The organism is Micromonospora sp. BL1 (assembly GCF_003667485.1).
Lineage (GTDB): Bacteria > Actinomycetota > Actinomycetes > Mycobacteriales > Micromonosporaceae > Micromonospora > Micromonospora tulbaghiae.
In genome coordinates, this window is record NZ_RCVK01000233.1 from 1 (window position 1) to 12,239 (window position 12,239).

A 12,239-nucleotide genomic window follows, 5' to 3' on the forward strand; every position below is an offset into this window, starting at 1 on the left:
CCGCGCAGCAGTCCGGGGCGGGCGGGTTCGGGTACGGGCTGTTTCGTGTCGCCGGTGAGGGTGCGGGCGAGCCGGTCGCCGATGCGCAGGGCGTCGTCGGGGACGGGCCGGCCGGTGCGGAGCAGGGCGAGTCCGATGCCGGCGAGGCCGCTGTGCAGGCCGGGGCCGTACCGGTCGTGGAGGCCGGTGCGACATCGGTCGAGCAGTTCCGCGGCGTCGTCGTGGCGTCCGGTGCGGTCCAGCAGCGCGGCGATGCCGGCGAGGCCGTCGTAGAGGCCGAGGTGCGTGGTGGGTAGGCGCCGTGCGGCGCGGACGAGCCAGTCGAGGTGTTCGTCGCGTTCGGGGTAGTCGGCGCCGGTGGTGACGAGGGCCCAGATGACGCCGGCGGCGCCGTGCGCGAGGGTGGCGCCGCCGTGCGGGAACTGTCCGGGGTCGCCGGGGAAGAGCCGGTCGGTGCGGTGCGGTGTGGCGGTGGCGCGGATTCCGGCGGCGAGTGATTCGAGCAGCGGGGTGTGGTCGGCGGTCTGGGCGGTGGGCCAGGGGAAGCGGGTGACGCGGCTGCGGTCGGGTGCCGTGGTGGTGCCGTCGGTGGTGGGCGCGGTGCGTGCGGTGTGCAGGTCGTCCCGGATGCGCTGGAGGTAGCCGGCCGGCAGGGGGAACCGTCGGGCCGCGGTCGTCAGGTCGTGGAACTTCTCGTCGGTCAGGGCGGTGAGCTGGGTAATCGGTAGGAAGACGGCGAGCCGGAGGCAGGCCAGCGCGTACCTGTCGACGGCCGGGCCGCGGCGTATCCGCGGGGTGGCGAAGCCGGGGTCGCCCAGTGACGGGGTGAAGTCCTCGTCGACCAGGTACGCCTGTTCGAAGTCGACGAGCACGATCCGGCCGTCGGGTCGGATCATGACGTTGGCGGTGTGCAGGTCGCCGAAGACCACTCCCCTGGCGTGTACCTGGGACAGTGCGGTCTCGACCCGGTCGATGACGTCGAGCGCCCAGGTGGTGTAGTCGGCGAGGTCCTGGTCGGTGGGGTCGGGGTGGATCAGGGGGTGCCGCATGGCGAGGTGGTGTTGCAGGGTGTCCCCCTCGACGAACTCCTCGACCAGGAATTCGTGTTCCCACCAGGTGAGGCGGTCGAGCAGTCGTGGTACGCAGTCGAGGCCGGCGAGGCGCCGCAGCATGTCCTCCTCGCGGCGCAGGCGGGTGAGCGCGTCTGTGCCGGCTCCGTCGAGCCCGGCCAGTGGCCGGGCTTCGCGGAGGACGACGGTGCGGCCGTCGCGCAGGTCGGTGGCGCGGTAGACGCCGCCGGCGTTGGAGTGGTGCAGGGCCTCGTCGATGCGGTAGGGCGGGTCGTCGTGGGTTTCGGCGGCTACCGCCGCGATGCGTTCGGCGACGAAGTCGGGTACGGGGGCCCAGTCGGGCACGGTGAAGACGGGTTCGCGCCGGTCGGGGACGAGGGCTCCGTCGGGGCGTACGACGGCGGGGACGGGTTCGTCGCCGTCGACGCACCAGAGTTCGGCGAATCCGCCGTAGCGCAGGTAGAGCGGGCCGTCGTGCCAGCGCAGGTCGCTGAGGACGTACGGGCCGCGGTAGCCGGCGAGCCGGGCGCCGAGGTCGTCGAGGATGCGGCGCAGGGCGGTGTCGTCGGCCGGGTACAGGGCGGCGAGTTTGCCGCTGCCGGCCCGGTGGGCGTACTTCTCGTTGTTGACCAGGGCGAGCCGGCGGCTGCGCTGGAACTTGAAGGCGACGCGGTGGCGTACGCAGTGCTCGCGTACCAGGTCGAGCACGTCGGCGGCGTCGTCGAGGCCCACTGACACGTGCACCTTCCAGCCCTGTTGCGGCAGCTGCGCCTGGGTGGGGTGCCACATGACCCAGCCGCCGTGCTCGGCGACGCGCCAGCCGGCGGGCGGGGTCTGGTCGGCCAGCGGGAACCGGCTCGCCGTGTCGGCGACGTACGCCGGTGAGTCGACGTGGACCGGGTCGGCGATCAGGAACGCACCGGGCGTGGGCATGGCAAACCTCGCGGCCGTGACGGATGAGATGGGTGTCCGGGGCGTTCGGTGTGTCGCTGCCGTCGTCCGGACTGGTTCCATCGTGGTCGTAGCCGGCCGGTCCTGGCGTCCGGCCGTGGGGCGAGGTTCGGGGTCCTCCCCGGCCCGGTGCCGGGCGCCGGGGGTCCGTCTGGAAGGTGACACCGGATGTCACCCGGTACGGGGACGTCCGCCGGGTCCGGTGTCGGCCAGAATTCGTCGCGTACGCGGGCTGTGCGCCCGCCCTTTCCTGTTCTCTGGAGGTCCGTGATGAAGACCGAGGTCCAGTCGCCGCCGACGGTTGTGCTCCTGCAGGCGCAGCGGCCGGCCGGGTGGGTGACTGTCGCGCGTGGGGTCGCGTTGGACGGCCGGCGTTGTCTGCTGAGGACGGTGGGTGCCGGCCGGCCGCGGTCCGGTGACGCAGTGCGTCTGGTCGGGGTCAGCGGCGCGGAGGTGCGACCGCTCACTGTCGCCGAGGTGTCGGTGCTGCACCGTGACCCGGCGGACCTGCTGATGGTGTCGATCGCCGGCGAGGCGGTTCCCGGTGGGTACGGCACCGACGCGTCGGCGGTGCGCCGGGTGCTGGCGCTGCTCGCCGACGACACGGACCGGCGGTGGCGGGTGGCCGCGGACGCCGCCGGTGACGTCGTACCGTCGGTGGTGCTGGTGGGGGCGGGTCGGCCGGGTGTGCCGGGCCGTCCGGCGGCGCCGGTGACGACGCACCGGGTGAGCGCGGCGACGCCGCCGGATGGTGACGGCGGCGGTGACGACGACGGCTCCCCGCTGTCCTGGACCTGCCGGTTGTTCGGGATCGGCTGCCCGGCCGAAGACTCCTAGCCGCCGATGACCACGGTGACCGGTGCGGTGGCGCCGTCCGGCCCGGCGCGGGCTGCGAGATGGTGGCGTCACGATCTTCTGCTGCTGCCGGTGCTGTGCCTGCTCGACCTGTTCACGGCCTCGTCGGTGGTGATCCAGAGCGAGCCGGTCGGCCCGGCCCGGCAGTGGCTGCAGGTGCTCGCCGCGGTGCTGTCGATCGGCGCCCTGTGGTGGCGGGCCCGCGCGCCGGTCGCCGTGTTCGTGTTCGAGTGCGCCCACGGCGTGGCGATGTGGTTCCTGGTGCACGACTACCGGCCGTGGGTGGGCCTGATCGTCGCTCTGTACACGGTGGCGGCGTTGCGGCCGTTCGTGGTGTCGGCGGTGGCGTACGCGGCGGCGTGCGCGCGTAGCCTGCTCAGCGCGCTCGATTCGTTCCGGGTGGAACCGAACCCGGGCGCGCGGGGCGGGGAGTTCGTGGTCACCGCGTTGATGTTCGCGCTCATCTACGCCGCCGCGTGGGCGGCTGGTTCGGTGGTGCGGCGGCACCGGCGGCGGGTGGCCCAGCTGGAACGGGAGCGGCGGCTGGCCCGGGCCGAGGCGGTGGCGTTGGAGCGTCGCCGGATCGCCGCCGAGCTGCACGACGTGGTGTCCCACTCGGTGACCGTGATGGTCCTGCAGGCCGCCGGTGCCGCCCGGATCAGCGCCTCCGACCCGGAGCGGACCCGGGAGGCGCTGCTGCACATCCAGCAGGCCGGGCAGCAGGCGATGGCGGAGCTGCGCCGGCTGCTGGCGGTGATGCGGGCCGAGTCGGGTCCGGCGGCCGGCGGTGAGCCGGGCCCGCAGCCGCGGCTGGACGACATCGAGGTGCTCCTGACGTCGATGCGGTGCGCGGGGCTGACGGTGACGATGTCCGTGTCCGGCAGCCCCCGGCCGCTGGATCCGAGTATCGAGTTGGCGGCGTACCGGACGGTGCAGGAGAGCCTGACGAACACGCTGAAGCACGTCGGGCGGCGTGCCTGTGCGACTGTGCATTTCGGGTGGCAGGAGCGGGTGGTGTTGCTGCGCGTCGACGACGACGGCACGGGCCGCGACCCGGGCGGTACGGCGGCGGGACTGTCGACCGGCAACGGGCTGGCCAGCCTGGCCGAGCGGCTGGAACGCGTCGGTGGTCGCCTGGTCGCCGGGCCGCGTCCCGAGGGCGGGTTCCGGGTGAGCGCGACGCTGCCGGTCGCGCAGCGCGGCGATCTCGTGGCGGCGCCGGGTGACGGCGGGGTGCCCGCTGTCGGGTGAACGCGTGTCCGCTGTGCGACATCCGGCTAGCCGCCGACGCCGGCACCGATGATCATGTGGTGGGGCCGCGGTCACGGCCGCCGACGACGGGAGCCTTCATGATCCGGGTGCTGCTCGCCGACGACCAGCCGCTCGTACGGGCGGGACTCGCGATGCTCCTGACGAACGAGCCGGACATCGAGGTCGTCGGCGAGGCCGACGACGGGGCGCAGGCCGTGGAACTCGGTCGCCACCTGCGCCCGGACGTGGTGCTCATGGACGTGCGGATGCCCGGCACCGACGGTCTGGCCGCCACCAGGTCGATGGCCGAGGAGAAGCTCATCGACGACGCCGACCGGCCGGTGCGGATCATCATGCTGACCACCTACCACGTGGACGAGGCGGTGCACGCCGCGCTGCGGGCGGGCGCCTCCGGTTTCGTGCTCAAGGACGCCGCGCCCGAGGAACTGGTGTCGGCCATCCGCGCGGTGGCCGCCGGGGAGGCGTGGCTGGATCCCGCCGTCGCCCGGCGGCTGCTCGACGACCTCGCCTCCCGGCCCGACCCGGGGCTGCCCACACCGGTCCAGATGCGCGGGCTCACCCCGAGGGAACGCGAGGTCCTGGTGCTCATGGCGTACGGGATGTCGAACCGGGAGATCGCCGAGCACCTCGTGCTCGGCGACGCGACGGTCAAGACCCACGTCAGCCGGGTCCTGACGAAGCTGGGGATGCGTGACCGGACGCATGCGGTGGTGGCCGCGTACCAGTGCGGCCTGGTGGAACCCGGCACGGCGCCGCCGGCCCGGATGGCCGGCCTGTCCCGCTGAGGCCCGTGACGCGGCCGGGGGCCTCAGCGGGGTACGGCGGTCAGGCGCCGACGTAGTCGGCGAGGTGTTCGCCGGTGAGTGTGGACCGGGCGGCCACGAGATCGGCCGGGGTGCCCTCGTAGACGATCCGGCCGCCGTCGTGACCGGCGCCCGGGCCGAGGTCGATGATCCAGTCGGCGTGCGCCATGACGGCCTGGTGGTGCTCGATCACGATGACGGACTTCCCGGCGTCGACGAGCCGGTCGAGCAGTCCGAGCAGCTGGGCGACGTCGGCCAGGTGCAGGCCGGTGGTCGGTTCGTCCAGGACGTACACGCCGCCCTTGTCCCCCATCCGGGTGGCGAGCTTGAGCCGCTGCCGCTCCCCTCCGGACAAAGTGGTGAGGGGCTGACCGAGCGTGAGGTAGCCGAGGCCGACGTCGGCGAGCCGGTCGAGGATGGTGTGGGCGGCCGGGGTGCGGGCCTCGCCTTCGCTGAAGAACGTCTCGGCCTCGTCGACGGACATGGCGAGGACCTCGCTGATGTCGCGGCCGCCGAGGTGGTAGTCGAGGACGGCCGGCTGGAACCGCTTGCCTTCGCAGTCCTCGCAGGTGCTGGCGACGCCGGCCATCATGCCGAGGTCGGTGTAGATGACGCCGGCGCCGTTGCAGGTCGGGCAGGCGCCTTCGGAGTTGGCGCTGAACAGGGCGGGTTTGACGCCGTTGGCCTTGGCGAAGGCCTTGCGGATGGGGTCGAGCAGGCCGGTGTAGGTGGCCGGGTTGCTGCGGCGGGAGCCGCGGATGGCGGTCTGGTCGACGCTGACGACGTCCTCGCGTCCGGCCAGGGAGCCGTGGATGAGGCTGCTCTTGCCGGAGCCGGCGACGCCGGTGACGACGACCAGGACGCCGAGGGGGATGTCCACGTCGACGTCGCGCAGGTTGTGGGTGCGGGCGCCGCGGATGGGCAGGGCGCCGGTGGGCGTACGCGGCTTGTCCTTGAGGGTGGCGCGGTCGTCGAGGTGGCGGCCGGTGGTGGTGTCGCTGGCGCGCAGGCCGGCGACCGTGCCCTCGTAGCAGATGGTGCCGCCGGCGGTGCCGGCGCCGGGACCGAGGTCGACGACGTGGTCGGCGATGGCGATGGTCTCGGGTTTGTGTTCGACGACCAGGACGGTGTTGCCCTTGTCGCGCAGCTGCAGCAGGAGGTTGTTCATGCGGGCGATGTCGTGCGGGTGCAGGCCGATGGTGGGTTCGTCGAAGACGTAGGTCACGTCGGTGAGGGACGAACCGAGGTGGCGGATCATCTTGGTGCGCTGGGCCTCGCCGCCGGAGAGGGTGCCGGCGGGCCGGTCGAGGCTGAGGTAGCCGAGGCCGATCTCGACGAACGAGTCGAGGGTGTCCCCCAGTGCCTTGAGCAGCGGGCCGACGGAGGGTTCGCGCAGGTCGCGTACCCAGGTGGCGAGGTCGCTGATCTGCATGGCGCAGGCGTCGGCGATGTTGATGCCGTTGATCTTCGAGGAGCGCGCTTGGGGGGCCAGCCGGGTGCCGTCGCAGTCGGGGCAGGTGGTGAACGTGACGGCGCGTTCGACGAAGTTGCGGATGTGCGGCTGCATGGCGTCGACGTCCTTGGCGAGCATCGACTTCTGGATGGCCGGGATGAGGCCGGTGTAGGTGACGTTGATGCCGTCGACCTTGACCTTGGTGGGCTCCTTGTGGAGCAGGTCGTCCAGTTCCCGCTTCGTGTAGTCGCGGATGGGCTTGTCGGGGTCGAACAGGCCGCTGGAGCGGAAGATGCGGCCGTACCAGCCGTCCATGGTGTAGCCGGGGATGGTGATGGCGCCCTCGTTGAGGGACAGCTTCTCGTCGTAGAGGACGGTGAGGTCGAAGTCGGTGACGGCGCCGCGGCCCTCGCAGCGGGGGCACATGCCGCCGAGGCGGTTGAAGGTGCCCTTCTTGGTCTGGGTCTTGCCGGGGCCGCGGTCGACGGTGATGGCGCCGGCGGCGCGTACGGAGGGCACGTTGAAGGAGTAGGCGTTGGGTGGGCCGATGTGGGGGTCGCCGAGGCGGCTGAACAGGATGCGCAGCATGGCGTTGACGTCGGTGGCGGTGCCGACGGTGGAGCGGGGGTCGGCGCCCATGCGTTCCTGGTCGACGATGATGGCGGTGGTGAGGCCTTCGAGGATGTCGACCTCGGGGCGGGACAGGGTGGGCATGAAGCCCTGGACGAAGGCGCTGTAGGTCTCGTTGATGAGGCGCTGGGACTCGGCGGCGATGGTGCCGAACACCAGTGAGCTCTTGCCGGAGCCGGAGACGCCGGTGAAGACGGTGAGGCGGCGTTTGGGTATCTCGACGTCGACGTTGCGCAGGTTGTTCTCGCGGGCACCGTGGACGCGGATGATGTCGTGGCTGTCGGCGTGGTGCAGGCCGGTGGTGGCCTTGCTCATGGTGTCTCCGTCCGGTGTTGCGGGTGTCAGTCGAGCCAGCTGCCGTCGCGCATCAGGGTGCGGCCGGGCAGCTCGTCGGCTTCGCGCCAGGCCTGGATGCGGCGTGGCGTGATGCGGTACCAGCGGTAGGGCGTGGTCAGGGTACGGGGGTCGAAGCCGGTTCGGGTGGCGAAGCGGTCCCCGCGGTCGGTGGGCAGGGCGTCGATGGCGAGGCTCTCCACGTCGCCGTCGATCATGGTGACGTCGCGGGTGGGGCCGAGGCCGACGCGGGCGCGGCCGGTGGCGAGGTTGCGGCCGGTGGGGCTGCCGGCCGGGGTGGCGACGAGCAGCGTGTGGCCGTCCCAGTCGAAGGACAGGGGCACGAGGTACGGGGTGCCGTCGGGGTCGGCGGTGGCGACCCAGCAGTCGACGTCGTGGTCGAGGCGGTGGGTGGTGTCGTGGCGGCGGCGGGCGCGGGTGCGGGGCGCGTCGGTCATGGGTGCGGTCAGCGCCGCTCGTTGATGCGGATCAGGTTGCCGGTGGGGTCGCGGAAGGCGCAGTCGCGTACGCCGTAGGGCTGTTCGGTGGGTTCCTGCACGACGTCGGCGCCGCTGGCCTGGAGGCGGTCGAACAGGCCGTCGAGGTCGTCGGTGGCGAGGGTGAGCGCGCCGTAGCTGCCCTTGGCGATGAGTTCGAGGATGGTGCGGCGTTCGTCGTCGGTGATGCCGGGGTCGGCGGCCGGCGGGTGCAGGACGATGCCGGTCTCGGGCTGGTTCGGCGGGCCGACGGTGAGCCAGCGCATGTCCTGGTAGCCGACGTCGTTGCGCAGTTCGAAGCCGAGGGTGTCGCGGTAGAAGGCGAGCGCGGCGTCGGCGTCGGTGTGGGGCAGGAACGCGTAGTGAATGGTGATCGTCATGGTGGTCACGCTAGTGGTGGCCGGCCGGTGCGGGCTTCTCGATTCCTGACCGGTCGGGTCGCCTGTTTGGTCAGGCACGGGGGTGGTTCGGCGGTGTCGGGTGCGTGGCGGGCGCGGTAGGCGCTGGGTGGTTCGCCGACGAGTTCGGTGAATCGGGTGCTGAAGGTGCCCAGGGACTGGCAGCCGACGGCGAAGCAGACATCGGTGACGCTGAGGTCGCCGCGGCGCAGCAGGGCCATGGCGCGTTCGATGCGGCGGGTCATCAGGTACGCGTACGGGGACTCGCCGTAGGTCTGGCGGAACTGGCGGCTGAGGTGGCCGGCGGACATGTGCTCGCCGCGGGCGAGGGCTTCGACGTCGAGGGGTTTGGCGTACTCGCGGTCGATGCGGTCGCGGACGCGGCGCAGCCGGGTCAGGTCGCGCAGTCGTTGGGCGAACGCGGGGTCGTCGTTGGCCGGGTGCGGTGGCACGTCCGCATCTTGCCTGCTGGGCGGTGGTGTCGTCCACCTGTTCGAGCGGCGAGTCGCCGCCGGGTGCACCCGCGGCCCGGGCGCACCCGGCGGCGGTCAGCGCAGCCGGCGGGCGGTGAAGCGGGTGGGTGGGTCGGCGATGGCGTCCTGGGTGGCGACGAGTTGCAGTTCGCGGGTGCCGGCTTCGAGGGTCGCCTCGAGTACCGCGTAGATCGAGTTGGTGGTGCGTTCCAGCGCGGTCTGCGGTGAGCCGGTGGTGGCGAGGTGGGCGAGGTAGAGGGCGGCGGTGACGTCGCCGCCGCCGTTGGGGGCGATCGGCAGCAGCGGGGTGGTGACGGCCCAGGCGCCGTCGTCGGAGACGGCGACGACCTCCAGGTGGCCGGCGGGCAGGTCGCCGTGCAGGACGCTGGTGACCAGGACGTGCCGGGGGCCGGTGGCGCGGACGGCGTCGACGGCGGCGAGCAGGTCGTCGAGGGTGTCGGTGGTGCGGCCGGCGAGGAACTCCAGCTCGAACTGGTTGGGGGTGACGATGTCGGCGCGGGGGACGACGGTGTCGCGCAGGTATTCGGGGATGCCGGGGCGGACGAACATGCCGCGGCCGACGTCGCCCATGACCGGGTCGCAGCAGTACAGGGCGGCCGGGTTGGCGGCCTTGACGCGTGCGACGGCGTCGAGGATGACCGCGCCGACGGCGGGGTCGCCCTGGTAGCCGGAGAGGACGGCGTCGGCGGTGCCGAGCACGCCGCGGTCCTCGATCCCGGCGATGACGTCGGCGACGTCGGTGGGGGCGAGCAGCGGGCCGCGCCAGGCGCCGTAGCCGGTGTGGTTGGAGAAGTGCACGGTCAGGACCGGCCAGACCTCGTGTCGGAGGCGTTGCAGTGGGAACACGGCGGCGGAGTTGCCGACGTGGCCGTAGGCGACCGACGACTGGATGGACAGGATCTTCACCTGCTCATGGTCGCATCCCGGGCCGGGTGTGACGGGTGGTGGTGGCGTGATGACGGGTGGCTGCGGCGGTGACCGTTCGGCTCAGCGTTTCGACCGCCGGGCGCGGGGCGGGTTTGGGCGCAGCGTGCGGTGGGGGCATGAACGCGGGTGTTCTCGCCATCTGGACGGAGGAAGCAACGATGCTTTCCGCACTCGATCGTCGGCACACCGTCGCGCCGCCGGGGTACAGCCGCTGGCTGATCCCTCCGGCGGCGCTGGCGATCCATCTGTGCATCGGGCAGGTGTACGCCACGAGCGTGTACAAGAACTCCCTGATCGCGCACTTCGACACGGGGCAGACGGCGATCGGGGTGATCTTCAGCATCGCGATCGTGATGCTGGGGTTGTCGGCCGCGGTGGCCGGTACGTGGGTGGAGGCGAACGGGCCGCGTAAGGCGATGTTCGTCTCGGCGTGTTTCTGGGCGGCGGGGTTCCTGGTCGGGGCGCTGGGCATCGCGACCGGGCAGTTGTGGCTGCTGTATCTGGGGTACGGGGTGCTGGGCGGCATCGGTCTGGGGATCGGGTACATCTCCCCCGTCTCCACGTTGATCAAGTGGTTCCCGGACCGCCCGGGTCTGGCGACCGGGTTGGCGATCATGGGGTTCGGTGGTGGGGCGATGGTTGCCTCTCCCCTGTCCCGGCAGCTGCTGTCGTTCTACGACGCCGGTTACGACCCGTCCGACAGTGGTTCCACCGCGTCGGGGTCGGCGCTGGTGTGGTTGTTCGTGACGCTCGGCGTCGGCTACTTCGTGATCATGATGTTCGGGGTGTTCAACGTGCGGGTGCCGGCGCCGGGCTGGCGCCCGGCCGGGTTCGACCCGGCCCAGGTGGCCGAGAAGCCGCTGGTGACCACCGCGAACGTGTCGGCGGCCAACGCGGTCAGGACACGGTCGTTCTGGCTGCTGTGGGTGGTGCTGTTCTGCAACGTGACGGCGGGGATCGGCATCCTGGAGCAGGCCAGCCCGATGATCCAGGACTTCTTCCGCGACGGCGGCACGTCGGCGGTGTCGGTGGCGGCGGCCGGCGGGTTCGTGGGACTGCTGTCGCTGTTCAACATGGCGGGCCGGTTCGTGTGGTCGTCCACGTCGGATGTGATCGGCCGCAAGCCGATCTACGTGGTGTACCTGGGCGTGGGCATGGTGCTGTACCTGGTGCTGGCGCTGGTGGGGCAGACCTCGACGGCGTTGTTCGTGCTGCTGGCGTCCGTGATCCTGTCGTTCTACGGTGGCGGGTTCGCGACCATTCCGGCGTACCTGCGGGACCTGTTCGGCACGTTCGAGGTGGGCGCGATCCACGGCCGGCTGTTGACCGCGTGGTCGGCGGCGGGCGTGGCCGGGCCGCTGATCGTCAACGGGTTCCTCGACGCGCAGGGCGAGCCGGGCACGTTGACCGCGGCGGCGTACCGGCCGGCGCTGTTCACGATGGTCGGCCTGCTGGCGGTGGGGCTGGTGGCGAACCTGCTGGTACGGCCGGTGCCGCAGCGTTACCACGAGCCCGCGTCCGGGCGGGGCGAGACGGAGCAGGGACAGTCGGGGGCGACGGAGAGGAGCGGATCGTGAACGAGCACAGCGGCGGCGGACAGCTGGTTCGCCTGGTGGTGTCGTGGCTGGTGGTGTCGGCGCTGCTGGGCTACGGCGTGGTGCAGACCGTGATCACGGCGGCGAAGCTGTTCACCCAGTAGGAGACGCGACGCGGCGGCCCGGGGGCGGCAACCCCCGGGCCGCCGTCAGGTCAGAGACCGCCGCCGACGCGCAGGACCGCGCCAGTGGTGTACGAGGCGTCCGCGCCGAGCAGGTGCGCGATCGCGCCGGCGACCTCCTCGGGTTCCCCCGCGCGGCCCATCGGGATCCGCCCGGCGGCGGTGTCGGGACGGTCGGGCACGCCGGAGCGGGCGTGGATCGTGGTGCGGATGATGCCGGGGGCGACGGCGTTGACGCGGATGCCGTGCGGCGCCAGTTCCTTCGCGAGCCCGACGGTGAGGGTGTCGGTGGCGGCCTTGACGGCGGCGTAGTGGATGTACTCCCCGGGTGAGCCGAGCGTCGCGGCCACGGAGGAGACGTTGACGATGGCGCCGCCGCGGGTGAGCCTCCGCGCCGCCTGCTGTGCGCACAGGACGTACCCGATGAGGTTGACGTCGACGACCTCGCGCAGGTCGTCGACGCGCAGGTCGGTGAACGGGCCGATCGGGCTGGTGACGCCGGCGTTGTTGACCAGGCCGGTGAGCGGGCCGAGCCGGTCGGCGGCGTCGAAGATCCGGCGTACCTGCTCGGGGTCGGTGGTGTCGGCGGCGACGGTGACCGCGCGGCGGCCGGCGGCGCGCACGTCGGCGGCCACCGCCTCGGCGGCGTTGTGGTCGGCGCGGTAGCCGATGACCAGGTCGTGGCCCTCGGTGGCGAGCCGGCGGGCGGTGGCCGCGCCGATGCCGCGCCCTCCCCCGGTGATGATGGTGACGGAGGTCAATGCCCTTCTCCCCTGTGCGGTGGGGGCGACGTTACCGTGGGCGGGACCATCCGGGGTGGAGAGGACTGTCACATGGGG

The 12,239-nt window shown here is 72.3% G+C and carries 12 protein-coding genes; 5 read left to right on the plus strand and 7 right to left on the minus strand.

Features of this window, described 5'->3' with window-relative positions:
• A partial coding sequence (gene lanKC / locus EAD96_RS14890) for a class III lanthionine synthetase LanKC (protein ID WP_121684691.1) occupies positions 1 to 2,003 on the minus strand: 2,003 nt, incomplete at its 3' end.
• A 441-nt stretch (positions 2,004 to 2,444) separates the two neighbouring features.
• Here lanKC and EAD96_RS31000 point away from each other — a divergent pair.
• The 3 genes from EAD96_RS31000 to EAD96_RS14905 all read left to right on the plus strand — a co-directional run bounded on the left by EAD96_RS31000 (position 2,445) and on the right by EAD96_RS14905 (position 4,933).
• Positions 2,445 to 2,858, plus strand: a complete 414-nt coding sequence (locus EAD96_RS31000; protein WP_158614791.1) for a hypothetical protein — start codon at positions 2,445 to 2,447, stop codon at positions 2,856 to 2,858.
• A 6-nt stretch (positions 2,859 to 2,864) separates the two neighbouring features.
• Entirely contained in the window at positions 2,865 to 4,127 is a 1,263-nt protein-coding gene (locus EAD96_RS14900; protein WP_121684693.1) for a sensor histidine kinase, read from the plus strand.
• 98 nt (positions 4,128 to 4,225) lie between these two features.
• Positions 4,226 to 4,933 (plus strand): response regulator transcription factor, encoded by a 708-nt coding sequence (locus EAD96_RS14905; protein ID WP_199733177.1) that lies wholly within the window; start codon positions 4,226 to 4,228, stop codon positions 4,931 to 4,933.
• A 40-nt stretch (positions 4,934 to 4,973) separates the two neighbouring features.
• Here the strand turns inward: EAD96_RS14905 and EAD96_RS14910 are convergent, their stop codons facing one another.
• The 5 genes from EAD96_RS14910 to pdxY form a co-directional block, all read right to left on the minus strand.
• Positions 4,974 to 7,349: an excinuclease ABC subunit UvrA gene (locus tag EAD96_RS14910; RefSeq protein WP_121684694.1), complete on the minus strand. Its 2,376-nt coding sequence runs from the start codon at positions 7,347 to 7,349 to the stop codon at positions 4,974 to 4,976.
• A gap of 26 nt (positions 7,350 to 7,375) precedes the next feature.
• Positions 7,376 to 7,825 (minus strand): pyridoxamine 5'-phosphate oxidase family protein, encoded by a 450-nt coding sequence (locus tag EAD96_RS31830; RefSeq protein ID WP_121684695.1) that lies wholly within the window; start codon positions 7,823 to 7,825, stop codon positions 7,376 to 7,378.
• Positions 7,826 to 7,833: 8 nt separating this feature from the next.
• Complete coding sequence (locus tag EAD96_RS14920) at positions 7,834 to 8,244, minus strand: VOC family protein (RefSeq protein ID WP_120573776.1); 411 nt, start codon at positions 8,242 to 8,244, stop codon at positions 7,834 to 7,836.
• Positions 8,245 to 8,249: 5 nt separating this feature from the next.
• Entirely contained in the window at positions 8,250 to 8,714 is a 465-nt protein-coding gene (locus tag EAD96_RS14925) for a helix-turn-helix transcriptional regulator (protein WP_121684696.1), read from the minus strand.
• Between the two features lie 96 nt (positions 8,715 to 8,810).
• Complete coding sequence (gene pdxY / locus EAD96_RS14930; protein WP_120569886.1) at positions 8,811 to 9,662, minus strand: pyridoxal kinase PdxY; 852 nt, start codon at positions 9,660 to 9,662, stop codon at positions 8,811 to 8,813.
• Positions 9,663 to 9,841: 179 nt separating this feature from the next.
• Between pdxY and EAD96_RS14935 the strand changes: the two genes are divergently transcribed.
• The gene (locus EAD96_RS14935) at positions 9,842 to 11,260 is read left to right on the plus strand and encodes an OFA family MFS transporter (protein WP_121684697.1); all 1,419 of its coding nucleotides are present in this window, start codon (positions 9,842 to 9,844) and stop codon (positions 11,258 to 11,260) included.
• Positions 11,257 to 11,382: a hypothetical protein gene (locus EAD96_RS31785; RefSeq protein ID WP_255419521.1), complete on the plus strand. Its 126-nt coding sequence runs from the start codon at positions 11,257 to 11,259 to the stop codon at positions 11,380 to 11,382. Before EAD96_RS14935 ends, EAD96_RS31785 begins: the two co-directional genes overlap by 4 nt.
• A 50-nt stretch (positions 11,383 to 11,432) precedes the next feature.
• Here EAD96_RS31785 and EAD96_RS14940 read toward each other — a convergent pair whose 3' ends face one another.
• Positions 11,433 to 12,161, minus strand: a complete 729-nt coding sequence (locus EAD96_RS14940; protein WP_121684698.1) for an SDR family NAD(P)-dependent oxidoreductase — start codon at positions 12,159 to 12,161, stop codon at positions 11,433 to 11,435.
• Between the last annotated feature and the right edge of the window lie 78 nt (positions 12,162 to 12,239).